Raw genomic sequence first — 24,786 nt, forward strand, 5'->3', positions numbered from 1 at the left:
AGCCAAGGAGACCAAGGCGCCCAAGGAAAAGCCCGCGCCGAAGAAGTCGATCGCCGAGGAGGGCGCCGTCGAGGGCGACCGCATCGCCAACCAGTCGATCCGCGTCAACGTGGATACGCTGGAGCATCTGATGACCATGGTCTCCGAGCTGGTGCTGACCCGCAACCAGCTGCTGGAGATCTCCCGCCGCAACGAGGACACCGAGTTCAAGGTGCCGTTGCAGCGGCTGTCCAACGTCACCGCCGAGCTGCAGGAAGGCGTCATGAAGACGCGCATGCAGCCGATCGGCAATGCCTGGCAGAAGCTGCCCCGCATCGTTCGCGACCTCTCGAGCGAACTCGGCAAGCAGATCGAGCTGGAGATGCACGGCGCCGACACCGAGCTCGACCGCCAGGTGCTCGACCTGATCAAGGACCCGCTCACCCACATGGTGCGCAACTCCGCCGACCATGGCCTGGAGACCCCCGCCGAGCGTCTCGCCGGCGGCAAGGGCGAGCAGGGCACCATCCGCCTGTCCGCCTATCACGAGGGCGGCCACATCATCATCTGCATCGCCGACAACGGCCGTGGCCTCAACACCGACAAGATCAAGGCCAAGGCGATCTCCTCGGGGCTCGTCACCGAGGCCGAGCTCGAGAAGATGAGCGAAGCCCAGATCCACAAGTTCATCTTCGCGCCGGGCTTCTCCACCGCGGCCGCCATCACCTCGGTGTCGGGACGCGGCGTCGGCATGGACGTGGTGCGCACCAATATCGACCAGATCGGCGGCACCATCGACATCAAGTCGGTCGCCGGTGAAGGCTCCTCCGTCACCATCAAGATCCCGCTGACGCTCGCCATCGTCTCCGCGCTGATCGTGGAAGCCGCCGGCGACCGTTTTGCGATCCCGCAGCTCTCCGTGGTCGAGCTGGTGCGTGCCCGCGCCAACTCGGAGCACCGCATCGAGCGCATCAAGGACACCGCGGTTCTCAGGTTGCGCAACAAGCTGTTGCCGCTGATCCACCTCAAGAAGCTGCTCAAGATCGACGACGGCGCCGTCTCGGATCCCGAGAACGGCTTCATCGTGGTGACGCAGGTCGGCAGCCAGACCTTTGGCATCGTCGTCGACGGCGTGTTCCACACCGAAGAAATCGTGGTCAAGCCGATGTCGACGAAACTGCGTCACATCGACATGTTCTCGGGCAACACCATCCTGGGCGACGGCGCGGTCATCATGATCATCGACCCCAACGGCATTGCCAAGGCGCTCGGCGCCGCCGGCTCCTCGGCCCATGACATGGGCAACGAGAACGGGACTCACAGCATTGGCAGCGGCGAGCAGACCACCTCGCTGCTGGTCTTCCGCGCCGGCTCGTCCCAGCCCAAGGCGGTCCCGCTCGGGCTCGTCACGCGCCTCGAAGAGCTCCCGGCCGACAAGATCGAGTTCTCGAACGGCCGCTACATGGTGCAGTACCGCGAGCAGCTGATGCCGCTCGTTGCCATGGAGAGCGTCACCATCGCGAGCCAGGGCGCGCAGCCGATCCTGGTGTTCTCCGATGACGGCCGCTCCATGGGCCTCGTCGTCGACGAGATCATCGACATCGTCGAGGAACGGCTCAACATCGAGGTCGGCGGATCCTCCTCCGGCATTCTCGGCTCGGCCGTGATCAAGGGCCAGGCCACCGAAGTGATCGACGTCGGCCACTTCCTGCCGATGGCGTTCTCCGACTGGTTCACCCGCAAGGAGATGAAGCCGTCGCTGCACTCGCAATCGGTGCTGCTGGTCGACGACAGCGCGTTCTTCCGCAACATGCTGGCCCCGGTGCTCAAGGCGGCCGGCTACCGCGTCCGCACCGCGCCGACCGCGCAGGAGGGCCTGGCCGCGCTGCGCGCGCAGAGCTTCGACGTGGTCCTGACCGACATCGAGATGCCCGACATGAACGGGTTCGAGTTTGCCGAGACCATCCGTTCCGACAGCAATCTGGGCTCGATGCCGATCATCGGCCTGTCCGCGCTGGTGTCGCCGGCGGCGATCGAGCGCGGCCGTCAGGCCGGCTTCCACGACTATGTCGCCAAGTTCGACCGTCCCGGTCTGATCGCGGCGCTGAAGGAACAGACCGCGGGCGCCGCCGGTGCCTCCGAGCTGAGCCGGGCAGCAGCGTAAACCCCAGCGGGATGGAGCAGGAGATACGCACATGACCAAGAAGACCCAATCCGGCGAAGGCGCCATGGTCGAATACGTCACCGCGATGATCGGCGGCCAGCTGTTCGGCCTGCCGATCTCCCGCGTCCAGGACGTGTTCATGCCCGAGCGCGTCACCCGCGTGCCGTTGTCCTCGCGCGAGATCGCGGGCGTGCTGAACCTGCGCGGCCGCATCGTCACCGTGGTCGACATGCGCGCCCGGCTCGGCCTGCCCAAGCCCGAGGACGGCAAGACCCCGATGGCGGTCGGTGTCGACCTGCGCGGTGAATCCTATGGCCTGCTGATCGACCAGATCGGCGAAGTGCTGCGGCTTGCCGAGGACGGCATGGAAGAAAACCCCGTCAATCTCGACCCCCGCATGGCCAAGCTTGCCGGCGGTGTCCACCGTCTCGACGGCCAGCTCATGGTCGTCCTCGACGTCGACCGCGTCCTCGAGCTCGCGCCCGAGATGATGGCGGCCTGATACGCCGGCACATCCGCCGACGTAACTGCAATTGGAAGTGCCCCCGCAAAGGGGGTGGAAGCAGAGGTTCACATGCGAACTTGTCTCGTCGTTGATGATTCCAGCGTCATCCGCAAGGTTGCGCGCCGGATCCTGGAGGGCCTCGACTTCCAGATCCTCGAAGCCGAGGACGGTGAGAAGGCGCTGGAGGCCTGCAAGCGCGGCTTGCCCGACGCGGTCCTGCTCGACTGGAACATGCCGGTGATGGACGGCTACGAGTTCCTCGGCCATCTCAGGCGCATGCCCGGCGGCGACCAGCCCAAGGTGGTGTTCTGCACCACCGAGAACGACGTCGCGCATATCGCGCGCGCGCTGCACGCCGGCGCCAACGAGTACATCATGAAACCGTTCGACAAAGACATCGTGACGGCGAAATTCCAGGAAGTCGGCCTTATCTGAGCGACCGCCCGGAGGCTGAACGGCTCCTTCGGCGTTTGTTTTCAACTGACCGTTTCAGTCTGAGTTGGTGAGTAATGAGTGTTGCGTTCGCAGGTAATTCGACCCCGGGCTCGTCGCGGGACGCCGGACCGTTGCGGGTGATGATCGTCGATGATTCCGTCGTCATTCGCGGTCTGATCTCGCGCTGGGTCGGTGCCGAGCATGACATGGAGGTCGCGGCCTCGCTGCGCACCGGGCTCGAGGCGGTCAACCAGATCGAACGCATCAACCCCGACGTTGCCGTCCTCGATATCGAAATGCCCGAGCTCGACGGCATCTCGGCGCTGCCGCAACTCCTGGCGAAGAAGCGCGATCTCGTCATCATCATGGCCTCGACGCTGACCCGCCGTAACGCGGAGATCAGCTTCAAGGCGCTGTCGCTCGGCGCGGCCGACTACATTCCGAAGCCGGAATCGACGCGCGAGGCGTCGGCTGCGGACATCTTCCACCACGACCTGATCCAGAAGATCCGCCACCTCGGCGCACGGCTTCGCCGCAAGCCCGCGGTTGCGAGCCCGCCGCTGGCGCCCGCAAACCCGGCTCCGGCTGCACGTGGACCGGTTGTCGCGCGGCCTGCCGCGCCCGCGGCGGCTCCGGCCGTGCATGCGCCGTCGTCGTCCTCGGCGCTGACCACGCGTCCGTTCTCGACCCAGGCACCGAAGGTGCTGCTGATCGGCTCGTCGACCGGCGGCCCTCAGGCGCTGATGGCGCTTGTCACCGAACTCGGCCCCGTGATCGACCGCTTCCCGGTGCTGATCACCCAGCACATGCCGCCGACCTTCACCACCATTCTCGCCGAGCATCTGGCGCGCTCAAGCCGCAAGCCGGCGGCCGAGGCGGTCGATGGCGAGCCGGTGAAGCCGGGCCGCATCTATCTTGCGCCGGGCGGCAAGCACATGCGCGTCGTGCGCAGCGGCGCCGACGTGGCGATCGCGCTCGACGACGGCCCCGCCGTCAATTTCTGCAAGCCCGCGGTCGATCCGCTATTCACCTCCGCCATCGACATCTGGCATGGCGCCATCCTCTCCGTGATCCTGACGGGCATGGGCTCGGACGGCATGCGCGGCGGCAAGGACATCGTCGCCGCCGGCGGCAGCGTGATCGCGCAGGACGAAGCCTCCAGCGTGGTCTGGGGCATGCCGGGCGCGGCGGCCAATGCCGGCATCTGTGCGGCGATCCTGCCGCTCAACCAGATCGGCGCCCGGGTCAATCGCCTGTTCGCGGGAGACCGCTCGTGACGCCGGTTGACTACGAGTATCTGCGCAAATTCCTGAAAGAGCGCTCCGGCCTCGATCTCTCCCCAGACAAGCAATATCTGGTCGAGAGCCGGCTCCTGCCGCTGGCCCGCAAGGCGAGCCTTCCCGGCATTCCCGATCTCGTGCTGAAGATCAGGAACGGCGACGGACGGCTTGCGAGCGACGTGGTCGAAGCGATGACCACCAACGAGACCTTCTTCTACCGCGACAAGATCCCGTTCGATCACTTGCGCGAAACGATCCTGCCGGGGCTGCTTCGGGCGCGCGCGGCGCGCAAGTCGCTGCGCATCTGGTCGGCGGCGTCGTCGACGGGACAGGAGCCCTATTCGATCGCGATGTGCGTGAAGGAGATGAGCGCAGCCTTCGCCGGCTGGCGCATCGAGATCGTCGCCACCGATCTGTCGCAGGAGGTGCTGGAGAAATCCAAGGCCGGCGTCTACAGCCAGTTCGAGGTGCAGCGCGGCCTGCCGATCCAGCACCTGATGAAATACTTCACGCAAGCGGGCGATGTCTGGCAGCTCAATGCCGACATTCGCGCGATGGTGCAGTTCCGCCAGCTCAATCTGTTGCAGGACTTCTCCCATCTCGGCACGTTCGACGTGATCTTCTGCCGCAACGTGCTGATCTATTTCGACCAGGACACCAAGGCGGTGATCTTCGAACGCATGGCGAAGGGACTGGAGGCCGACGGTACGCTGCTGCTTGGCGCCGCCGAATCCGTCGTCGGCATCACCGACGCGTTCCGTCCGATCGCCGACCGTCGTGGTCTCTATCAGCTCAACCCGACACGCTCCGGCCGTCCGATGGGCGGGTTGATGCCGCCGTCGTTGAAGGTGGCAGCGGCGCGGTGATCTGCGTTCTTCCCTTCTCCCACAAGGGGAGAGGGGAAGAAAGCGAGCCTTACAAGATCGCGTGAGGCACAAACCGTGAGCCGTTGCCGGTGATCGGGCTCTCGTCCTCGCGGATCGACAGGCCGCAGGGTTCGTGATCCACCAGCCAGCTTCCCACCACCGGATAGAAGCCCGAAAAATTCGGCAGCGGCGCGAGCGCCTGCCGCACGAATCCCTCGGCGCCGTAGGGTCCTGCCTGCTCGTCGAGCGGCATTCCGCCGGACACCAGCGTGACATTGGCCCCTTCGCGTGACAGCAGCGGCTTGCGCACATAGGAGCTGCCGAGCTCGGCTGCCCGCGGATCGTCCTCGAAGAACGCCGGCAGCAGATTGGGATGGTTCGGAAACATCTCCCAGAGCAGCGGCAGGATGCCCTTGTTGGAGAGCACCGCCTTCCACGGCGGTTCGATCCACCGTGTCTGTGCGTCCTTGAGCTTTGCGCCGAAGCTGTCGTGGAACATCCATTCCCAGGGATAGAGCTTGAAGGCGAGCGCGATGTCGCGGTCGTCGAGATCGACGAAGCCGCCGGCATCATTGCGCCAGCCGATCGCCTCGATGTCGAGCAGTGTGGTCGCCAGTCCCGCCTGGCGCGCGGTGTCTTCGAGATAAGCGAGCGTGCCGGCGTCCTCCTCGTTGCCTGTGGTGCCGGTGAGATGGACATGGCGGCTAGCTGCAATCTGCTTCCACGCTTCGATCAGTCGTTCGTGGATGGAGTTGAACTGGTCGGCGCGTGACGGGATGATGCGCCGTTCGATCGCCTGTTCGAGCCAGGTCCATTGAAACACCGCGGCTTCGAAAATCGAGGTCGGCGTATCCGCGTTGTATTCGAGCAGCTTTGCCGGGCCCTTGCCGTCGAACTTCAGATCGAGCCGGCCATAGAGGCTGCGGTCGTCTCGCGCCCAGCTCTCGGCGATCAGGCTCCAGAACGCCTCCGGTATCTTCAAGCGCCGCAGACGGCGCTCGTCGCCGATGACGCGGCCGGCGAGCTCCAGGCACATCGCGTCGATCTCGCCGGTCGGCGTCTCGATGCCGCGCTCGATCTCGTCGAGCGTGAAGGCGTAGTAGGCGCGCTCGTCCCAATAGCGCTCGCCGTCGATGGTGTGGAAGGCGAAGCCGCATTGTTCGGCAGTCTGCCGCCAGTCATCGCGCTCGGGGCAGACGATGCGTTGCATGGGTCAGCCGCCGCCAGAGAAGCCATGGCCAAACGAGCCGAAGCCGCCGCGGCTCACGCCGCCGGAGCCTGAATCGGACGACGTTCCCGACGAGGAATGGCTCGACGAGTCACTGCTGAAGAAACTCGATCGCGACGACCAGCGCGAGCTGCCGCCGCCGCTCGATGAGCTGCTTCTGCCGGTGCAGGCGGTGCTCGCTTGCACCGGCGCTCCCGCGCCGGGGGCTGTGGCCCCGGGGACTGTCGCCCCGGGGACTATCGCCCCGGCAGGAGAGGGCTCGCAATTCTGCCGCGGGATCAGCGTGTAGGCGGTGGTGCCGACCGCGATCGTGCCCATCACCAGCAGCGCGACATGGCCGGAGCGCTTCGCCGGCTGTTGTGCAGGCGGCGGTCCGGCCGCCGGCCGGCGCTTGCCGAACTCCTTTTTGGAGGGCTTGTCGGCCATGTCAGTAGATCATGCAGGCGGCGTTGAGCAGGCCCGCGGCGAGCGAAGACAGCCCGAGCCAGATCGCGGGCGCAAGCTCGCCTGCCGCGATCCGCGCCGGCAGATTCGGCACCGGCACCCTCACGAGAAAGAGCACGATGATCTGCACGATCAGCGCGATGATCGCCCAGATCAGGCAATCCAGCACATTGGCCGAATGCGCGATGGCGCTGACCAGCGGCGCGACGAAGCCCAGCAGGCTGAGGCCGAGCGCGATCGCCGCGGCCGGCTCGTTGTCGCGGATCAGCTGGAACTCGTTGTACGGGGTGATGCGGGTATAGACGAACAGGTACGCCACGATGGCGATCAGCCCGGTGCAGAAATAGACCAGGAAGGCGGGCAGGCCGGCGAGTGATTGCAGGATCATCGTTCCCCCATCGTGCAGCGACCATTCGTCGGCGGGGGAAGGATAGCGGTTCAACGGCGGCAGGACGATGAGGCCGCGTTCGCGTCCCCAAAAAACAAAACCCCGCCATTTGCGGCGGGGTCCAGGCTGGGAGGAGCAAGCCCCGAAGGGCTCGCGGGTAAACCCAGGATCAGGCGGGGATGCGCTCTTCGACCTCGTGCGGCTCGCGCAGCACGTAGCCGCGGCCCCACACGGTCTCGATGAAGTTGCGGCCTTCCGAGGCATTCGCGAGCTTCTTGCGCAGCTTGCAGATGAAGACGTCGATGATCTTCAGCTCGGGCTCGTCCATGCCGCCATAGAGGTGGTTGAGGAACATTTCCTTGGTGAGGGTCGTGCCCTTGCGGAGCGAGAGCAGCTCCAGCATCTGGTATTCCTTGCCGGTCAGATGCACGCGCTGGCCGCCGACCTCCACCGTCTTGGTGTCGAGGTTGACGACGAGGTCGCCGGTCTGGATGACCGACTGGGCATGGCCCTTGGAGCGGCGCACGATCGCGTGGATGCGGGCAACCAGCTCGTCCTTGTGGAAGGGCTTGGTCATGTAGTCGTCGGCGCCGACGCCGAGACCCTTGACCTTGTCCTCGATGCCGGCGAGGCCGGAGAGGATCAGAATTGGTGTCTTGATCTTGGAGACCCGGAGCTGCTTGAGCACGTCGTAGCCGGACATGTCGGGCAGGTTGAGGTCGAGAAGGATAATGTCGTAATCGTATAATTTACCGAGATCGACGCCTTCTTCCCCCAAATCGGTCGTGTAGACGTTGAAGCTCTCAGACTTCAACATCAGCTCGATCGACTGCGCGACGGCGCTGTCATCTTCAATCAGCAAAACGCGCATGCCAGTTCCCCATAGTCGCCGCTCCTGGGCGTCAGGTCGGCCGCATTCGCGGCACACAACAAAACGCCTTTGAACAACTGATTCGGATCCTGACAACAGATGGTTAACAAATTCTGATTCTGGAACGCAAGCCCTGTAGATGCAATTTTCGTCGAATCGCCCTAAGGTCTTGTGCGCGAAGCAGCTTTCGTTATCCGGTTGCGTTCAAGTTCCACTTTAAGAGACGGGCCTAACCGACTCCCGCGACTCAACCTTCTTCTGAAGGGGAGCCACGCTCAGTCACAAAGACAGTGACGCAATGATTAACGATGCGGGTAAACACGAAGTTAAGCGCCGTTCAGAAATATGGCGAAACTTAAGGTTTTCGCCACGAAACCCCGGATTACGAGGGCGATCACCTCATGAAGGCCCTCTTGTGAAGGCTCTCCGATGAAGGCTGTCCAATGAAGGCTCTTGCCGAACAGATCGGCGACATCGACGGCATAAATATTTATGGCCGTGTGGTCGGCGTGCGCGGCCTGATGGTCGAGGTGGCCGGCCCGATCCATGCGATGTCGGTCGGCGCGCGGCTCGTGATCGAGACCGGCGGCAACCGTTCCATCCCCTGCGAGGTGATCGGCTTCTCCGGCAACAACGCCGTCGTGATGCCGTTCGCCGGCCTCGACGGCGTGCGGCGCGGCTGCAAGGCCGTCATCGCCAATGCCGCAAATCAGGTGCGGCCTTGCGCGGCCTGGCTCGGCCGCGTCGTCAATGCGCTGGGGGAGCCGATCGACGGCAAGGGGCCGCTGCCGCAGGGCCCGGCGCCGATGCCGTACCGCAATTCGCCGCCGCCGGCGCACTCGCGCAAGCGCGTCGGCGCGCCGCTCGATCTCGGCGTGCGCGCGATGAACACGTTCCTGACCTGCTGCCGCGGCCAGCGCATGGGCATCTTCGCGGGTTCCGGCGTCGGCAAGTCGGTGCTGCTGTCGATGCTTGCCCGCAACGTCGATGCCGCGGTCAGCGTCATCGGGCTGATCGGCGAACGCGGCCGCGAGGTGCAGGAGTTCTTGCAGGACGACCTCGGCGAGGAGGGCCTGGCGCGTTCCGTCGTCGTGGTCGCGACCTCCGACGAGCCGGCGCTGATGCGCCGCCAGGCAGCGTATCTGACGCTCGCGGTCGCCGAATATTTTCGCGACGAGGAGCAGGACGTCCTTTGTCTGATGGATTCGGTGACGCGCTTTGCCATGGCCCAGCGCGAGATCGGCCTGTCCGCGGGCGAGCCGCCGACCGCCAAGGGCTACACGCCGACCGTGTTCACCGAGCTGCCGAAGCTTCTGGAGCGCGCCGGTCCGGGCCTGGGGGAGGGCGCCATCACCGCGATCTTCACGGTGCTGGTCGATGGCGACGACCATAACGAGCCGATCGCGGATGCCGTCCGCGGCATCCTCGACGGCCACATCGTGATGCAGCGATCGATCGCCGAGCGCGGTCGCTACCCCGCGATCAACATCCTCAAATCCGTCTCCCGTACCATGCCGAAATCGGCCGACCCGCAGTTCTGGCCGACCATCCAGCGGGCACGCCAGGTGATGGCGACCTATGCCGACATGGAGGAATTGATCCGTCTGGGCGCCTACCGCGCCGGCTCCAGCCCCGAGGTCGACGAGGCGATCCGCCTGCACGAGCCGCTGGAGGCCTTCCTGCGCCAGCGCAAGGACGAAAATGCATCGCTGGCGGACGGCTACCGCCAGTTGGCGCAAATCCTCGGTAATTTGGAAACGGAACGCTAACTTTGTCCGGTCATCATCCCATCTCACAGAGTAGCAGAGCCGGTCTTGGCCCTAGTCGGGCCTGTGGGGAGACCGGTGTTGTCCCACGTGCAGCCAAGGGACTTCTGGGGAGTACGAGTCGATGAAGTCACGTGATACCCTCATCCGCCTGAAGAAATTTCAGGTCGACGAGAAGCGCCGCCGGGTCACCCAGATCGAGACGATGATCGCCGACTTCCAGCGGATGTCGACCGATCTCGAACGCGAGATCTCGACCGAGCAGGATCGTGCCGGGATCAACGATCCCTCGCACTTCGCCTATCCGACCTATGCCAAGGCTGCCATCCAGCGCCGCGAGAACCTGACCCGTTCGGCCGACGAGCTGAAGGGCCAGCTCGACGAAGCCAAGGCTGCGCTGGCCGAAGCCTTCGAGGAGCTGAAGAAGGTCGAGCTCCTCGACGAGCGCGATCAGGCCCGCGAACGCGCCGAGGAAAACGCCCGCGAGCAGGCCGACCTCGACAGCATCGGCCTGATGCGCGCCCGCATGGGCGCCGTCGCCTGAGGCGCTAGCCGCCAGATCTGCGAGAATTTGCAAAACCCGGACCGCAAGGGCCGGGTTTTCGCATGTGCTGTCCACAGTGTGCCGCCGCGCCCCCTTGGTGGTCGGCTTTGTCGCGCGCTATGGTGGTGGAGTGCCAGGGCCTGCGCGGAACGCGACGGGCCGCGCATTGGGGGGGTGAATGCTGACGCCAGCAGAGCTGGTCGGGCTGATTGGGGCGGTAGCGCAGGGCGACCAGGCCGCGTTCGAGCGCCTCTACGTCGCCACGCGCGCGAAACTCTATGGCGTCGTGCTCCGTATCTTGCGCCGACAGGATCTCGCAGAGGAGGTCATTCAGGAGACCTACGTCAAGATTTGGAGCAGCGCCGGCCAGTTCAATCCCGCTCTGTCGTCGCCGATCACGTGGATGGCATCGATCGCGCGCAACCGCGCCATCGACATCGTGCGCAAGAAGACGGAAGTCTCCATCGAGGAAGAGCCGCAGGCGATGGAAGTCGCAAGCGATAGCCCCGATCCGCTGGCGCGGAGGGAGATGACCGAGGAATTGAAGCGGCTGCTGGAATGCATCGGCCGGCTCGAGCCGGATCGCCAGAGGCTCGTGCTTCTCGCCTATTACAACGGCTGGAGCCGCGAGCAATTGGCGGAGAAATTCGCGGCGCCCGTCAACACGGTGAAGACGTGGCTTCGGCGCAGCATGTTGGATATTCGCGAATGTCTTGGGCTATGAGAGTCGGGCTATGAGAGCTCATACTGTGAGGGTGGGTCTGGACCGCAAGTGATGGCCTATACGGAGGACCATATCGCGCTCGCCGCGGAATATGCGCTCGGTACGCTCGACGCAGGCGAGCGCGCGCAGGTCGAGACCATGATGGCGGTGGACAAGGCGTTCGCCGAGATCGTGCAGGCCTGGGCGCACCGAATCGGCGTCCTCAACCAGATGGTCGGCTCGATCGAGCCACGTCCGATCGTGTGGGAGAACATCAGGTCCGAGCTCGCGCGGACAGCCTTTGCGCAGGAGCCGCCGGCGCTGCCGGACGTCGCGCCGCCGCCACCTGTGCCGGAGTTTTCCTCGCTCGACGCCGTGCCTCCGCAGGTGCCGCCGGAGACCATGCAGCAACCGGGGCCGCAGCCTTCCGCAGCGGAGCAGGACGAAACGGCGCGGCCGGCATCCGATGCGATTCCCGACGTCGTGCCGATATTCATGCCGCAGGTCCACGCGCCAGACCCGGAGGTCGCGCGTGCGCCGCAGACGCCGGTCGCCGACAACAGCAATGTGATCCGGCTCGAGGGCCGCGTGAAGCGCTGGCGCACCATCGCATCCGCCGTCGGTGCGCTCGCGGCCGCGCTGCTCGTGACGCTGTCGCTTCAGATATTCCAGCCCGAGGCGCTGCCGGGCGGCTTGCGACCGGCAGTGCGGATCCAGACGGTCGAGGTCAAGACACCGGCGCCGCTGCCGGCGTCGTCGCAATATGTCGCGCTGTTGCAGGGCCAGGGCGGAGGTCCCGCCTTCATCCTCACCATCGACGGTGCGACCAAGAACTTCACCGTGCGCAAGGTGGGCGCGACACCGGAGCCCGGCAAGAGTTTCGAGCTCTGGCTGATCTCCGACAAGCTGCCGCGCCCGCGCTCGCTTGGTGTGATCGGTACAGGCGATTTCACCGCACGACCGGTGCTCGGTTCGTACGATGCCGACGTCGTCAACGGCGCGACCTACGCCGTCACCGTCGAGCAGACGGGCGGCTCACCCAACGGCCAGCCGACCTCGGCGCCGGTATTTTCCGGCAAGCTGATCGAGACCGTGCCGCCGTCGCAGCCGCCCGCGAAGAAATAGTGCTTTGCCTGCCAGAGGTGGCCCGTGCGTAGCCGCGGGAGGTGAGACAGGCAATGCCGGCAGGGATCAGTTCGACGACCGGCAGGTGAATGGGGTCCCGTTCTTGGTGACGCCGGTGGCCTTGTTGCCGCTCTTGCGGACCGGGTAGTTGCTGCCGGTGTTGAAGCCAGAAAGATGGATGTAGGCCGTGGCGCCGCCGTCGTAGTGGCCGGTGACCATGTTGTTGGCCGAGCAGCTCCACGAACCGCCGTGGGCGGAACCCGAAACGGCGAGCATGGCAGCGGCAGCGAAAAGGATCTTCATTGCCTTCACGGATTTTCTCCTGGGGTGCGGTACCGAAAGGAGTTGTGCGTTACCGGGCTGTAATTCTTCAGCTTGCTTTGTAGCCAGCTTCGCGGCGGCATTTGGCGCGCATGCCTTCGGCATTTGCGCGACCGCCACCTAGCCAAACGCTGCCATCCGGCTTGCGGGTGGCGCCGTGGCGCACCATGCAGGCTCGGGTGGCCTCAAGGGCATCGTCCTTTGCGACTGCAACGGAGGGGACCAAATAGACGGCAGTGGCGGCGAGCGCGACTGCAACATATTTTTTCATGATGCATCCCGCCGATTACTTGGCCTTGTCAGCTTTGGCCTGGGCCTGCGCCATGCAATTTCGATACTTGGTGGCTTTCGGCTCCGGAACGGTGCGGGCGTTCCAGTCGTCGGCTGTGAAGCCACCACCGGCGGCGGCACGGCAAGCATCCCCTTGGGCTGAACGGTTTTTGACTCGTTCCGCGGCGTTGGAAGTCGAAGAAACGGTGAGGCTCAGTGCTATCAGCGCGCCGGCAATCATCAGAGTTTTGATCATGGTCCCCCCAGAGACAAAACGCGATTGATGAAAAGAAAGGAATTATTTGTCGTTGGTTAAACTACTTTGCGTTCGAAATCAACGAAGCGATTCGTCGATGATCGCAGTGAACGCTGCTGCCGATTGCTTGAAAAAGAACAACTCGATCCTATCGAACGGCTCCCTCTTGATGGTGGTAGCGTTCGTGTCATCCCACGAGCTGATTTCCATCTGGCGCGCGAACAAGGCATTCACCTCCGTTGAACGCTCGCAGCGTGCCATTGTTACCGCCGGTCGCAGGGATAGCCAGGTCGCGCAAGAACCCGGTCAGCATATGGTCGGCGATTTCAATGTCCGGGATCTGGTGATGATGGCCTGCGTGGTGAGGTGCCAACAGTAAGAGCGCCTTCGAGCGAATGGTACGGGCTGTTGCACGCGGTCGCCGTCCGGAGCTTTCTGGCGTCGCCAGCAAACCCGCATTCCGCTTTGCTCCATACTGGCTGCAAGCACGCAAAACTGTCGCCCCGGTCCGTCCCGCCGTCGTATTTCGACAAATCCCGCCGAATCCGCCTCCGATTTGAACCTCTGCGCATTTCGCGGCGTCAAATGCCCGGAATTTGCAGTCGGCGCCGCCGATCATGGTGCCGGAGAGGGGCGAGAAATCAGATGGATGCAGCGAAAACGTCGGGCATCTTCATTCACCAATATGCGGGGCTGCCACACGGCCCGGCGTTCGAACATTGGCGCGAGCGGACCTTCGGTTCCTGCGGTCTGGATATCGGGCCGAGCCGGGGCGACAGCATCGATTGCCGGCTCCAGGTCAGCGTGGTCGATAATATCGCGCTCGCCATTCCCGAAGGCGCCTCCGCGCAATATTCTCGCACCCAGAGCCACCTTGCCGACGGCAGCGACGATCTCGTCCTGATCGCGGCACATGCGGGTCTCGTCCGCGTCGGACAGAACGGCCATTCCGTGGAGCTTGCGCCCGCGCAGATGGTGCTCGTCGACATGGGCATCACCGGCACCGTCGGACACACCGAGGAAGATCGCTTCACCACCATCCGCATGCCGCGCCGCGCGCTGCTCGAGATCAATCCGCGTGCCGAGGACAAGCTGTCGCAAGTGCTCTCGGACGGGGCGGTCGCCGAGACGATCTTCCGCTACCACTCCCTTGCCGCCCATCACGCGCCGCATCTCGACGCCGTCGGCCAGCGCCTCAGCGCGCAGCACATGGTCGATCTCGTCGGCCTTCTGCTCGGCACCGACACCGAACATGCAAGCCTGGCGCGCGGCCGTGGACAGGCGGCGGCCCGTCTCGATCTCATGCGCGCCGACGTGATGGCTGCGCTTGGCCGCAACGACCTCTGCCTGTCCGAGATCGCCACGCGCTCCGGCCTGAGCCCGCGCCAGGCACAGCGTCTGTTCGAGCAAGCCGGAACGACCTTCACCGAATTCGTGCTGGAGCAGCGCCTGCTGCAGGCGCGCAAGCTGCTCGGCGATCCCCGCGCCAGGATACGCAAGATCAGCGACATCGCGCACTCGTCGGGGTTCTCCGATCTGTCCTATTTCAACCGCGCCTTCCGCAAGCGCTTTGGCGCGACGCCGTCGGAACTGCGCGAGGCTTGAGGCTGCGCCGAGCTGCCCGGCTGCGATGCTTAAAATTGAAACGAACCCGTAGGCCAGCGCTAACCCATTTCCGGGCCAAGGGTGGATGATGCGCGCGCGTTAACGGGTTCCTGTGATCGGCCATGCAACTTGTCCGGGAAGTCGTTCCCGTGCAAGTCCTTCCTCATGCCGCAGCTCGAACCGTCACCGCTCGTCCCAGCCCAGCAATCCTCGCGCCTGGTTCCGACCCTGCTGATTCTCGGCGTGATCGGCGGCGGCGCATTTGCGCTCACTGCGCCGGCCGGCCATGCTGACAAGGTGCCGCAGCGGCCCGACGATCTCTCGGCCAATGTCGTGACCTTTGTGCCAGCGGACGATCGCGACGCGGTCGCCTCCGCCGTTGCAGCGTTGAAGATCGCAAGCCCGCAGCGCGCCGAGATCGCCCGTGCGGTGGCCGAACGCCGTCAACGCATCGGCTGGATCGTCTTCACCGACAGCATGGATCCCGATGGCGATACCATCGCGGTCGAATCGTCCGGGCTTACCCAGCAGATCGTCTTGACCAAGGGCTGGACGCCCGTCGCGATCCTTGCGGATGGCGGCCCGATCCACGTGACCGCAGTTCGCGATGGCGTGGAGGGCGGCATCACCGTGGCTTTTGCAACTAGCGCCGGCGTCATGCCGATGCGGATCATGCAGCCCGGCGAACAAATCGAGGTGGTGCCGTGACTGGAATGAATCCGTGGCTGGGGCGGCTCGTCCTGCTGCTGGTCGTGATCAGCATCGATCATGCCTCTTTTCCGCTTGCCGTTTCGCTGGTGATCGCCGCCTTCGTCGCGGCCGTCGCCATTTTTCTCTACAGCGCGTCCTATCTTCCGAGGTTCGTCATGGATATTCTCGACCGGCTGTCGAACAAGGCCAGCCTTGAGCAGGCTTACGAAAAGCGCACGAAGAGCCTCATCACCATCGATGCGGAAGACCTGGCGCGGCGCATCAGCGCCAAGGTGGTCGGACAGGGTGACGCGATCAAGGCGATTGCGCAACAATTGCGACGCCGGATTGCTGCACGGCGGATCGACAAGCCGCTCGCCGTATTCTGCCTCGCTGGAGCTCCCGGTGTCGGCAAGACGCATTTCGCGAAGGTGCTGTGCGAGGAACTCTACGGCGGCCGCAACCATCTGCATTTCTTTGACATGAGCCAGTTCGGGCAGCCGCATGCGGCAGCAAGCCTGTTCGGGCAGGCCAAGGGTTATGTCGGCTCGGGCAGCTACGGCTCCTTGACGGCTGCGCTACGCGACGTTCCTGATGCTGTCGTCCTCCTCGACGAATTCGAGAAGGCCCATCCCGAGGTGCACAAGCGCTTCCTGACCGCGTGGAACGACGGCTTCATCACCGAGGTCAGCGATGGCGCGCGTATCGCGACGAACGGGGCCATTTTCGTCCTGACCACCAATGCGGCTTCCCGCCGTATCGCCGAGCTTTCCGATCTGACGACCGAATCCGCCGAGGAACTGGGCAGGCTGGCGAAGGCGGCCCTCGGCGATGCGCAGTTTGCGCCTGAGGTGCTGTCGCGTGTCGACGACGTCTTCGCTTTCCGGCCGCTGAAGGGGCTGGATATCGCGCGGGTTGTCGCCCTCGAGATGGAGGCGATCGCCTCCCAGTTCGGCCTGAAGGTAGCAGGCGGCGGCATCGACCCTCAGATCCTGCTGAGCGCAATCGATCAGCTCTCCGGCCGAGTGCAGGGCGGCGTCCGCGACATGACACGCGCGATCGAGCGGCAGATCACCGACGGCCTGATCGAGGCGCGCAGCAGCGGCGCCCACGAGGTTCGGCTCGTGCGCGAACGTGACGGCATCCGTATCGAGGTAGTCGACGCGGGCGCCGACACGGCAGGCCCATCGCAGCAGCGCGAGGTCGCGGGATGAGCGCAGCCGCTCAGCAGCAATTCCTGGTTCGTGAGCGCAAGGGTCCACTTCGGGTTCTGCTCGATCTCCACGCCGCCAACGCAACGTTTCGTGGGTTCGCCGAGTTCGCGGTCATCGGCGCGATCGTGCTGTTCTTCATTCACGGGTTGCAGGCCTTGCCTTCGGTCGGTCTGCCGAATCGTCTGCCTGCGTCAGCGCCGGTTTCCGAAAAGGACATCAGGACGCAGGACGACATCGCGCGGCTCGGCCGCCGCAACAACGCAGCGCTGCCGCGCCTCAACGAGCTTGGGCTCGACGAGACGCATTTTGCCGGCGACGCGGAGCCGCTGCGGGCCACGCTGGTCGAGGCATGGCGGGCCTATCGCAGCAAGCATTCGCTCAAATCGATTCAACTGTTGCAGGGCGCCGACGCCGGCAATCCCCGCGTGCTGCTGCTTCGTGGCCTTGCCACCATGGCGCAACCCGAGAACGGCGCATTGCGCGCTGGTGCACTCGATCTGGAGGCCGCCGCCGCAAAAGGTGACGTCAAGGCAATGTCGGTGCTCGGCGCGCTATACATTATCGGCACGCCCGGCCTTCAGAACGATCTCGAGAAGGGACAGAAGCTGATCCTGAAGGCTGCCGCGACCGGCGATGCCGACGCTTCGCGCGTTGCTGGCATGGGCTATATGTCCGGCTGGATGGGGAGCATCGATCCCGCGCGGGCAGCAAAATACCTTCGCTTCGCCGCCGACCGCAACGATCCCAAGGCGATGCTATTCCTGGCGGACATGTATTTCACCGGCCGCGGTGTGGCCAAGGACGATGTCGAAGGCGACAGCCTCGCCGAGAAGAGCGCCGTGCTCGGCAATCGCGAGGCACAGTCGGTGGTCGGTCTGCGCAGGATGTACGCCTACATGGCGGGCGTTTCGGACAATCCGTCCGACGCGCTCAAATGGCTCGAACTGGCCGCAGAGCGAAACGAGCCGTCTGCGCTCCAGGGGCTCGCCAACTACTATCTCGACTACGCCGCAAAATCGGGACAGCTCGACGTCGGCCGCGGGATGGAACTCCTGAAGCGCTGCGTCGACCAGACCGGGCATCCGGGCTGCGCCATGTCATATGCGAGTTTGCTCGACGACGGCCTGGGGCCGCGAGACGTCAAAATGCTCTACGCGATGTATCTGCTCGCGAACCGGGACGGCAATAACGAGAAGGCGCGGACGCGTCTTGCCGAACTCGGCAAGGAACTGTCCAGCCTGGATCTGATCCAGCTTCAGGTGGGTCTGAACAGGCGTCCCCTGCAACCCATGCCGGATTGACCCCATGACCAAGGTATCGATCGCATCCCTGTTGCCCACGGAGACGACGATCGTCAGGATCGCAAAGCTCGCTGCCGCTCTGCTGGCGATCGCGTTCGTCCGTGCGATCTCGGAGGTGCTGAGCTTCGCAACCGAGCCGAAGGTCAGCGGCGGCATCGACCTGGACAAGCCGATCCCGGAGACGACGCTCTGGTCGCCTCTGTGGGTTCCGATGCTGCTCGCGGGCCTCTTCGCCTATTGGGCTTGGCCGAAGCGTTACGACCGGGGTCCGATTCGCACTGCACTAAGCGGAGGGTTTGCGGCATTCCGTATCCAGCTCGTCAGCATATTCATCTCGTTTCTCTGCCCCGCCATGGGCGGGCTCTATCTGCTCCTGCCGACGCTTTTTCCCGGCGAGATTCCAGGGATGATCCTCAAGTCGATGCTGACTGTCCTGGGGCCGGCCGCATTCTTCTGCATGTTCTACGCGGTGCCAATCCTGGTGAGCGGCATGCTGATCGGAGCTCCGCTGGCGCTTTGCGTCCGCATGGCCTGCAATCGCGTCTCCGCGAGGAACGAGCCAGCGGTCGCGGGCGAACATCGCGCCAGGATGGAATGGAATGCGATCTCGATTGTTTCGCTCGTCTTCAGACTTATGGCACTTGGCATTGCGGCAGCGATCATCGTCTCTGGTCTGCTATACGGTGGCTTCTGGATTTTCAGCTTCTGGGGCATTAACTTCTTCAAGGTGGCGCTACCGTGTCTTGCTGCCGGCGCCGTGATCGGTCTGCTCACCCGGCAATGGGCCTGGTGCATGGCCATCAGCCTGCCGATCGGCATTCAACTCTCGGCGGCGCACGCAAATCCGCCGGGCCCGATCGCGCAGTATTCCATTGAATTTCCACCTGTTCTGTTCGCAGTGCTGCTTGGCTTTGCGTTCGCGCGAAAGCTGCGTCCGCAAGTGAGCGCATTGTACCACAGGGTAAGCATTTAGCGCTTGCGCCTGGTTGGCTGGATTGGCCGCCTGCGCTATAGATGTGTCTGCACGCGCGGCGCTAAGGTCGCGTCAGCGGAATTGCGCGGTGGGACCGGATGGCGCGTATCGTCGTGCTCGGCGCCGGATTTGCTGGTCTGTGGGCGGCCATCGGTGCCGCGCGCAAGCGCGACGAGATCGGCGCGGCCGGCCGTGACATCGAGATTCGTGTCATCGATCGCAATCCCTATCACAACATCCGCGTCCGCAATTACGAGGCCGACCTCAGCGAGGTCGCGCTTCCGCTGCCGCAACTGCTCGATCCGATCGGCGTCAGTCACGGGATCGGCGAGGTCGAAGCCATTGATCCGGCACGGCGCGAGATTTCGCTGGTCACGAGTGGCGGCGACGAGACGCTGGCTTATGACCGGCTGGTGCTGGCGCTCGGCAGCGAAGTGATGCGCCCCGACATTCCCGGCCTTGCCGAGCATGCCTTCGATGTCGACACTTATACAGCGGCGCTCCGCCTCGAGGATCATCTCACCTCGCTCGGACGCAGCGTGCCCGCGCCGGGGCGCTCGACGATCGTCGTGGTCGGCGCCGGCTTCACCGGCATCGAGGTCGCGGCCGAGATGCCCGACCGGCTGGCGCGCGCCGGCATCACCGGCAGCCGCCGCATCATCCTGGTCGATCCCAATCCGGCCGTCGGCGCCACTATCGGCACGCACGCGCGTCCCGTCATCGAGGCGGCGTTGGCCTCGCTCGACGTCGAGACACGGCTTGGCGTGCGCGTCGTCTCCGTCGAGGCCGCCGGCCTGCGCCTGAGCTCGGGCGAGTTCATTCCGACCCAGACGGTGATCTGGTGTGCCGGGATGCGCGCGAGCCCCTTGGCCGCGAGCTTTCCGGACGCACGCGATCGCCTCGGGCGCCTTCTTGTCGATCCCTTGATGCGGGTTGCGGATGTCGGCGGTGTGTTCGCGGCCGGCGACGTCGCCTCGAGCGTGGTCGACGGCTTGCATCCGACCGTGATGTCCTGCCAGTTCGCGCGTCCCATGGGCCGCTTCGCCGGCCATAATGTGGTCGCCGATCTCGCAGGCCTGCCGATGCTGCCGCTACGGATCGACTGGTACGTGACCGTGCTCGATCTCGGCGGCTGGGGCGCGCTCTATACGGAAGGGTGGGACCGCGAAGTCCGCGCCACCGGCGCGGCCGCGAAGGCAACCAAGCAGACCATCAACCGCAAGCGGATTTATCCGCCGCTCACCGGGAGCAAGGAGGAGTTGTTCGCCGCCGCAGCACCAACCGTGCAGGCGCCGCCGCCGACCTATGGGGCGCCGCGTCGCTGAGCCGGCCCGTGCATCCATCAACCCTGATGAAACGCCGGAAAGCGAACCTCACTGCATGGGCGCCAGGTCCCGCGTGGCGACGTAGCCCAGCGGCTTGCCGTCGCTCGCGATCAGCGACCAGCCGTTCTTGCTTTCAAGCACGGTCACGTCGCTCCTGGCGGACAAGCTGCGAACCACGGTTGCGCCAGGGCCAGGCCGAACCTGCAACTGTGCGGCTTGTGCCACTTTATAAGTGGGCTTTGCCGCAGCTACCGGTGTCGCTTCGTCCTGGAGGATCCGCATCCGCTTCGCCAGCGCATAGTTTGCCGTCAACTTCATTTGCGGCACCTGGCGTTGCCTGAAGACTCGCTCGCTGACCTCCGAGACCTCCGCATAGACGTAGGCCGCGAGCTCGTTCAGTTCGATCGTGCCGTTGTGATCGCCGTCCGCGTCGTTGATCGCATCGAGCACTTCGTAGGTAAACAGGCCATGTCCGTGATAGCCCTCCAGCGCCTCCTGGCTTCCGCCCGAGGCTGCCAGGATTGAACGGCCCGTTGCCTGGACCAGGCGGTCGTTGGCGGCTCCCTTCTGGAGTTGCTGGGTTTCATCGTCGGCAAGTGTCCCGGACTCGCAGGTGTCGAACAGCATCACGCTCCTGCGCGCCGGAATTCCGGCAAACCAGCGCTGCCATTGCTCTTGCGAGATCGCCTTGGCCTTCACGGCCGCGTTGATCGACTGCTCGGTGAGCTCACCCTCGACGGCGAAATCCTGAGGGGCGAAATAGTAGCGGCCATCGACCGTTTTGCCGTGACCGGCCAGATAGAGCACGAACACGTCGGTGGCAGCGGCCTTTGCGGAAAGCTCGCCAAAGGCAGCATCGAGCTTGCCTTGGGTCACCCCGGCGTCGGTCAGCAGCTTCACCTCGACTGATTGATAGAGGCTCCCGGATGCTTCCTTGAAGCCCCGCGCGACCTCCTGCGCATCCCACACGGCCTTCTCCAGCTTGAAGCGCTGGTCTGCGTAGTCATTGATGCCGGCCGCCAGCACGAACAGGCGCGGCTTAGCTGCCACAACAGGCGGTGACGAGGGGGCCGCTTGCGGTGCGGCGGAAGGCGCGGGCGTTTGCGCGAGGACGTTGAGCCGCGCCGCGACGGACGCAACCAGATTGGCGCCATTGTAGGCTGTGACTTCAACGGCGTTATCGCCGGGCTCGAGCGCCAGGCTTCGCGCCAGTCTCAGCGGCGACGGCGTCCCCGCTGCAGGAGCGTCGATGCCGACCGTCACGCCATTGATCCGCCACTCGACGCGGCCGATGCCTCCACCACGATCCGTGATCTCCGCTTCTGCCGCGGCGCTCGTCCCGTCGACAGTGGCTGAGCCGACCGCCCGCCCGGGCACGATCAGGCGCACATCGGGCGCATTGCCGCTCGCGATGACCTTGGTGAGATCGAGCTGCGCCGCAGCCTGACGGACCAGCCCGCGCGGATCGCCTGCGAGCTTCTCGCGCACGAGATCGGGGCGATAGAGCGACTGGTAGAACTGGTCGATCGACCAAACGTCGATGCCGCGCGCGACGCTGAGCATCTCGGCGCCATGCTCCGAGGCAGCAAAAAAGCCCTCTGGGGTCATGGCCAGCCACTGATCGTTGGCGGACTTGATGATCGAAACCAGCCTGTTGCCGGTCGCCAGGTCCCATATCGCATCGCCGTTCAGGGCACGGCGACCATCTGGAGAGAATGCTGGCGAGTCACCGTCGCTCTCGATTGAGCGAACCAATTGACCGGTATCGAGATCCCAATATTTGAGGGTCTTGTCATAGGATCCGGAAAGCGCGAACTTTCCGTCAGGCGAGAAAGCGACGCCGCCAAATATCGAGGCGGTATGTCCGCTGAGCGTTCGCAGCAACTTTCCGCTCCCGACGTCCCAAAGAAAGACCTTGCTGGTGCGCTCGGCCGCGTCGCCCGTCAGGATACGAGTGCCGTCGGACGAAAACGCGAGCGCCCAGACGGCGGCGGTATGAGCGAAAGTACGGATTCGTTGGCCGGTCGCGAGGTCCCAAAGCTCGGCCGTTTTGTTGAAGCTTCCCGCCAGCAATCTGGTGCCATCAGGCGACAAGGCGATGGCATTGACGCTGGCTATGGGGATGGTTCGAAGCAGACGGCCAGTCGATGCTTCCCATAGCTTGACGGACTTTTCGTTGAAGCCTCCACCGGAGGCGATCCTTGAGCCATCCGGCGAGATCGCAGCCACCGAGACCGTCTCGGTATGACCGAGAAATGTGGATATCACCCTGCCTGTTTGCGCGTCTGCGAATTTGAGAGCTTTTCCGTCCGGCATTTTCCAAACGACCCGGGAGCCATCGTTGGAAAATGCCAGGGAAAATGTTCCTTGCTCCGGCGCGAGCGTCGTGCTGAGCAGTTGCGCAGTGCCGGCATCCCATTGTTGCAGGGATACGCCCCCCGAAACTATTCGGGAGCCATCCCGTGAGAATTGAGGGGCGCCCAGAGTTTCCGTATCTCCGCCGAAATCCCGCACGAGACTTCCGGTCTCCACCTCCCAGAATTTGATCTGGAGGGGGGCTCCTTCCGTTCCGGCAAGAATGTGCCTTCCGTCCGGAGCGAATAGCACGTTCGGCCCATAGGAATGTTGCCGCGTGTATAGCAGTCTGCCGTCAATCGCATCCCAGACCTGCATATTGAGGTCGACATTGTGACTGCCCCCTGCGGCGATGCGCGTGCCATCAGGTGAAATCGAAACGGATGAGACTGAGCCGGAATGCACGAACGTGCGCAGCAGTCGGCCACTCGCGACATCCCACAATTTTGCGGTCTTGTCGTAGGCACCGGAGACGAGCCGCGCGCCGTCGTGCGAAAAGGCCAGGCCTTTTATGACGCTGCCTCCGCTCGCGTGGTTGAACGTGTGGAGCAGCCGTCCGCCCGCCAGATCCCAGACGCTGACATGACTGCCGCTGCTCGCGGCCCGGGTGCCATCGGCAGAGAAGACGACGGCGAATATGCTTTCCGATTTGAAGGTCTTGAGGAGACGGCCGGTCGCAGCGTCCCAGAGTCTGACGTCGCTGATATTGTTGCCCGACAAGACCCGGGATCCGTCCGGTGAAATCGCCATGGCACTCAGCCACTCGGTCTGGCCTGCGAGTTGAACGCTGCGCAGCAAGCGACCGGTCGCGGTGTCCCAGAGCTTGACGGTGTTGTCGCGGCTCGCCGACAGGACTTGTCGCCCGTCCGACACGAAGGCGACTGCCAGGACCTCGTCCCGATGTCCGGACAGGGTTCGGATCAGTCGACCGGAGCGCACGTCCCAGATGTCGACCGGACCGCTCCCGCCGCCGGACAGCGCCAAAAACCCGTCATTGGAGAAAGCAAGCGACCTTGGGTCATTCCGAACGTTCGGTACGGTCTCGACCGCCGCGGCAGGTCCCGGCTGCTCGGCAACGGCCTTCGGCAAAGTCCCTGGACCAAACGTGAAAATGAGCGCCGCAGCGGCAGCAAGCAACGAACGCATGATCGGCAATCGCATTCCGATTCTCCGACGAGAATGATCATCAATTGGCCGGCAATGTCTGCAAAGACCCAATGCCTGGAGTGTGCCCCAATGGAACCGGCTTCCGCAATGGCCTGACGCTTCTTCGTCGACAAGCCCTTGCGGTGCCGGCCGAGCAAAACACCCAGCCGTCGGTCAATCCGCTTGGCTAAGAATATTCCACTTTACCGAAATTCGGAAACGGCGTATGTGTCGCGCAACCCGGCCCTGGGAAGAGGGGCGTATCGCGATCGTCACGAACGCGGGCCGGGCGGCGGTGGACGTGGGTCACATCGGCGCGGAGGGTTTTTGCAGGGCGGGCAACCGTGAGCGGAGACGTCGCGCACACGACCGGTGCGATCTGCGTACGGCAAAATCGTGTGGTCCTGACGCCCGGGGTCTGTGCGTCAAGTGTTGCGGTGATGCGTGCGGCCCAACCGGGCCCTCGCATCGGTCATCCGCAAGGCGACGGGGGCAATAGTGCATCGCTCCCCGGGGAGATCACGACATAAGCCGTAAAGCCACTGCGCAGGGAAGGCCGGATGTCTGGCTACACCTGTATGCCGCTGTGCAAATTCTTGTTGCCACCTTTCGCACAGTGGACCGTGGGTGCCCGGCCGGCACCCGGTCTTCCCTGCGCCCTCTTTCAATCGAGGGTGACTTGATGGGCAAAGCTCGGGCGAGGTGAGCCGCGAGAAGGCGAAGGCGTGTCTACGCGGCCGTCGGATGGGTAGAGCACTTGCGAAACCCATCACGTTTCAGCGCGGAGGAAGGGTTGATGGGTTTCGCTTCGCTCTACCCATCCTACGAATTAAAGGAGCGACGCTGCTGCCCCACCCGCTCGCAATGACGAGGATGATACAGTTGCGCGCTCACAGCGCGTCCGGGAAAACGAGGGGAGAGACTGCCGCAACACACTCCAGACATGAGAAAGCGCCCGTGGGGGGCGGGCGCTTTCTGTAGTCGACTTGGGGTTGGGGTCGTCTACATATCCACGTGGCGACTTTGGGGGGC

The 24,786-nt window shown here is 64.4% G+C and carries 23 protein-coding genes; 16 read left to right on the forward strand and 7 right to left on the reverse strand.

The annotated features are described in order from the left end of the window. The 5 genes from JQ591_RS27465 to JQ591_RS27485 all read left to right on the forward strand — a co-directional run. Positions 1–2,143, forward strand: a 2,143-nt coding sequence (locus JQ591_RS27465) for a hybrid sensor histidine kinase/response regulator (RefSeq protein WP_211399136.1), incomplete at its 5' end; no start/stop codon positions are given. 31 nt (positions 2,144–2,174) lie between these two features. Beyond that, positions 2,175–2,645 carry a chemotaxis protein CheW gene (locus JQ591_RS27470; RefSeq protein ID WP_211399137.1) on the forward strand — a complete coding sequence of 157 codons (471 nt, stop codon included), beginning with the start codon at positions 2,175–2,177 and terminating at the stop codon, positions 2,643–2,645. 72 nt (positions 2,646–2,717) lie between these two features. After that, positions 2,718–3,083, forward strand: coding sequence for a response regulator (locus JQ591_RS27475; protein WP_007600538.1), 366 nt, complete (start codon positions 2,718–2,720; stop codon positions 3,081–3,083). A 74-nt stretch (positions 3,084–3,157) separates the two neighbouring features. Continuing rightward, complete coding sequence (locus JQ591_RS27480) at positions 3,158–4,360, forward strand: protein-glutamate methylesterase/protein-glutamine glutaminase (RefSeq protein WP_211399138.1); 1,203 nt, start codon at positions 3,158–3,160, stop codon at positions 4,358–4,360. Continuing rightward, complete coding sequence (locus JQ591_RS27485) at positions 4,357–5,229, forward strand: CheR family methyltransferase (RefSeq protein WP_211399139.1); 873 nt, start codon at positions 4,357–4,359, stop codon at positions 5,227–5,229. Before JQ591_RS27480 ends, JQ591_RS27485 begins: the two co-directional genes overlap by 4 nt. Before the next feature lie 49 nt (positions 5,230–5,278). On the opposite strand, the gene JQ591_RS27490 is transcribed toward JQ591_RS27485, so the two are convergent. The 4 genes from JQ591_RS27490 to ctrA all read right to left on the reverse strand — a co-directional run bounded on the left by JQ591_RS27490 (position 5,279) and on the right by ctrA (position 8,160). Beyond that, positions 5,279–6,439 carry a glutathionylspermidine synthase family protein gene (locus JQ591_RS27490; RefSeq protein ID WP_211399140.1) on the reverse strand — a complete coding sequence of 387 codons (1,161 nt, stop codon included), beginning with the start codon at positions 6,437–6,439 and terminating at the stop codon, positions 5,279–5,281. 3 nt (positions 6,440–6,442) lie between these two features. Beyond that, positions 6,443–6,883, reverse strand: a complete 441-nt coding sequence (locus JQ591_RS27495) for a hypothetical protein (protein WP_211399141.1) — start codon at positions 6,881–6,883, stop codon at positions 6,443–6,445. Between the two features lies 1 nt (position 6,884). Then, complete coding sequence (locus JQ591_RS27500) at positions 6,885–7,289, reverse strand: DUF350 domain-containing protein (protein WP_211381727.1); 405 nt, start codon at positions 7,287–7,289, stop codon at positions 6,885–6,887. Positions 7,290–7,458: 169 nt separating this feature from the next. Next, positions 7,459–8,160, reverse strand: coding sequence for a response regulator transcription factor CtrA (gene ctrA, locus JQ591_RS27505; RefSeq protein ID WP_007600544.1), 702 nt, complete (start codon positions 8,158–8,160; stop codon positions 7,459–7,461). Positions 8,161–8,603: 443 nt separating this feature from the next. Between ctrA and fliI the strand changes: the two genes are divergently transcribed. The 4 genes from fliI (at position 8,604) to JQ591_RS27525 (ending at position 12,298) form a co-directional block, all read left to right on the forward strand. Then, entirely contained in the window at positions 8,604–9,929 is a 1,326-nt protein-coding gene (gene fliI, locus JQ591_RS27510) for a flagellar protein export ATPase FliI (RefSeq protein ID WP_211399142.1), read from the forward strand. A 121-nt stretch (positions 9,930–10,050) separates the two neighbouring features. After that, positions 10,051–10,470, forward strand: a complete 420-nt coding sequence (fliJ, locus tag JQ591_RS27515) for a flagellar export protein FliJ (RefSeq protein ID WP_211399143.1) — start codon at positions 10,051–10,053, stop codon at positions 10,468–10,470. 178 nt (positions 10,471–10,648) lie between these two features. Then, on the forward strand, positions 10,649–11,194 hold the full coding sequence (locus JQ591_RS27520) for a sigma-70 family RNA polymerase sigma factor (RefSeq protein WP_211399144.1): 546 nt from the start codon (positions 10,649–10,651) through the stop codon (positions 11,192–11,194). A gap of 51 nt (positions 11,195–11,245) precedes the next feature. Beyond that, positions 11,246–12,298: an anti-sigma factor gene (locus JQ591_RS27525; protein ID WP_211399145.1), complete on the forward strand. Its 1,053-nt coding sequence runs from the start codon at positions 11,246–11,248 to the stop codon at positions 12,296–12,298. 66 nt (positions 12,299–12,364) lie between these two features. Here the strand turns inward: JQ591_RS27525 and JQ591_RS27530 are convergent, their stop codons facing one another. Then, a complete protein-coding gene (locus tag JQ591_RS27530) occupies positions 12,365–12,610 on the reverse strand; it encodes a hypothetical protein (RefSeq protein WP_211399146.1) in 246 nt (81 codons plus the stop codon). A 295-nt stretch (positions 12,611–12,905) separates the two neighbouring features. After that, positions 12,906–13,145: a hypothetical protein gene (locus JQ591_RS27535; protein ID WP_211399147.1), complete on the reverse strand. Its 240-nt coding sequence runs from the start codon at positions 13,143–13,145 to the stop codon at positions 12,906–12,908. 97 nt (positions 13,146–13,242) lie between these two features. Here JQ591_RS27535 and JQ591_RS27540 point away from each other — a divergent pair, with 97 nt between their 5' ends. The 7 genes from JQ591_RS27540 to JQ591_RS27570 all read left to right on the forward strand — a co-directional run bounded on the left by JQ591_RS27540 (position 13,243) and on the right by JQ591_RS27570 (position 20,253). Next, entirely contained in the window at positions 13,243–13,524 is a 282-nt protein-coding gene (locus tag JQ591_RS27540; RefSeq protein WP_211399148.1) for a hypothetical protein, read from the forward strand. Positions 13,525–13,790: 266 nt separating this feature from the next. Then, on the forward strand, positions 13,791–14,750 hold the full coding sequence (locus tag JQ591_RS27545) for a helix-turn-helix transcriptional regulator (protein ID WP_211399149.1): 960 nt from the start codon (positions 13,791–13,793) through the stop codon (positions 14,748–14,750). A gap of 81 nt (positions 14,751–14,831) precedes the next feature. Beyond that, complete coding sequence (locus JQ591_RS27550; protein ID WP_211399150.1) at positions 14,832–15,458, forward strand: hypothetical protein; 627 nt, start codon at positions 14,832–14,834, stop codon at positions 15,456–15,458. A 5-nt stretch (positions 15,459–15,463) separates the two neighbouring features. Further along, positions 15,464–16,654, forward strand: a complete 1,191-nt coding sequence (locus JQ591_RS27555; RefSeq protein WP_249137809.1) for an AAA family ATPase — start codon at positions 15,464–15,466, stop codon at positions 16,652–16,654. Then, positions 16,651–17,955 (forward strand): tetratricopeptide repeat protein, encoded by a 1,305-nt coding sequence (locus JQ591_RS27560; protein WP_211399152.1) that lies wholly within the window; start codon positions 16,651–16,653, stop codon positions 17,953–17,955. Before JQ591_RS27555 ends, JQ591_RS27560 begins: the two co-directional genes overlap by 4 nt. A 4-nt stretch (positions 17,956–17,959) precedes the next feature. Next, positions 17,960–18,928: a hypothetical protein gene (locus JQ591_RS27565; protein WP_211399153.1), complete on the forward strand. Its 969-nt coding sequence runs from the start codon at positions 17,960–17,962 to the stop codon at positions 18,926–18,928. A 98-nt stretch (positions 18,929–19,026) separates the two neighbouring features. Further along, entirely contained in the window at positions 19,027–20,253 is a 1,227-nt protein-coding gene (locus JQ591_RS27570; protein ID WP_211399154.1) for an NAD(P)/FAD-dependent oxidoreductase, read from the forward strand. Between the two features lie 48 nt (positions 20,254–20,301). Here the strand turns inward: JQ591_RS27570 and JQ591_RS27575 are convergent, their stop codons facing one another. Further along, positions 20,302–23,769 carry a caspase family protein gene (locus tag JQ591_RS27575; protein WP_211399155.1) on the reverse strand — a complete coding sequence of 1,156 codons (3,468 nt, stop codon included), beginning with the start codon at positions 23,767–23,769 and terminating at the stop codon, positions 20,302–20,304. Between the last annotated feature and the right edge of the window lie 1,017 nt (positions 23,770–24,786).

Origin of the sequence: Bradyrhizobium canariense, from assembly GCF_018130465.1 — a bacterium.
GTDB classification, from domain to species: Bacteria; Pseudomonadota; Alphaproteobacteria; order Rhizobiales; family Xanthobacteraceae; genus Bradyrhizobium; species Bradyrhizobium canariense_C.

Bases quoted from the DNA above. Each gene is read 5' to 3' on its own strand.
- JQ591_RS27480 (WP_211399138.1), top strand. From the start codon at position 3,158: ATGAGTGTTGCGTTCGCAGGTAATTCGACCCCGGGCTCGTCGCGGGAC.
- JQ591_RS27555 (WP_249137809.1), top strand. From the start codon at position 15,464: ATGAATCCGTGGCTGGGGCGGCTCGTCCTGCTGCTGGTCGTGATCAGC.
- JQ591_RS27495 (WP_211399141.1), bottom strand. From the start codon at position 6,883: ATGGCCGACAAGCCCTCCAAAAAGGAGTTCGGCAAGCGCCGGCCGGCG.
- fliJ (WP_211399143.1), top strand. From the start codon at position 10,051: ATGAAGTCACGTGATACCCTCATCCGCCTGAAGAAATTTCAGGTCGAC.
- JQ591_RS27570 (WP_211399154.1), top strand. From the start codon at position 19,027: ATGGCGCGTATCGTCGTGCTCGGCGCCGGATTTGCTGGTCTGTGGGCG.
- ctrA (WP_007600544.1), bottom strand. From the start codon at position 8,160: ATGCGCGTTTTGCTGATTGAAGATGACAGCGCCGTCGCGCAGTCGATC.
- JQ591_RS27535 (WP_211399147.1), bottom strand. From the start codon at position 13,145: ATGATCAAAACTCTGATGATTGCCGGCGCGCTGATAGCACTGAGCCTC.
- JQ591_RS27525 (WP_211399145.1), top strand. From the start codon at position 11,246: ATGGCCTATACGGAGGACCATATCGCGCTCGCCGCGGAATATGCGCTC.
- JQ591_RS27470 (WP_211399137.1), top strand. From the start codon at position 2,175: ATGACCAAGAAGACCCAATCCGGCGAAGGCGCCATGGTCGAATACGTC.
- fliI (WP_211399142.1), top strand. From the start codon at position 8,604: ATGAAGGCTCTTGCCGAACAGATCGGCGACATCGACGGCATAAATATT.
- JQ591_RS27490 (WP_211399140.1), bottom strand. From the start codon at position 6,439: ATGCAACGCATCGTCTGCCCCGAGCGCGATGACTGGCGGCAGACTGCC.
- JQ591_RS27545 (WP_211399149.1), top strand. From the start codon at position 13,791: ATGGATGCAGCGAAAACGTCGGGCATCTTCATTCACCAATATGCGGGG.
- JQ591_RS27540 (WP_211399148.1), top strand. From the start codon at position 13,243: ATGATCGCAGTGAACGCTGCTGCCGATTGCTTGAAAAAGAACAACTCG.
- JQ591_RS27560 (WP_211399152.1), top strand. From the start codon at position 16,651: ATGAGCGCAGCCGCTCAGCAGCAATTCCTGGTTCGTGAGCGCAAGGGT.
- JQ591_RS27520 (WP_211399144.1), top strand. From the start codon at position 10,649: ATGCTGACGCCAGCAGAGCTGGTCGGGCTGATTGGGGCGGTAGCGCAG.
- JQ591_RS27575 (WP_211399155.1), bottom strand. From the start codon at position 23,769: ATGCGATTGCCGATCATGCGTTCGTTGCTTGCTGCCGCTGCGGCGCTC.
- JQ591_RS27565 (WP_211399153.1), top strand. From the start codon at position 17,960: ATGACCAAGGTATCGATCGCATCCCTGTTGCCCACGGAGACGACGATC.
- JQ591_RS27475 (WP_007600538.1), top strand. From the start codon at position 2,718: ATGCGAACTTGTCTCGTCGTTGATGATTCCAGCGTCATCCGCAAGGTT.
- JQ591_RS27500 (WP_211381727.1), bottom strand. From the start codon at position 7,289: ATGATCCTGCAATCACTCGCCGGCCTGCCCGCCTTCCTGGTCTATTTC.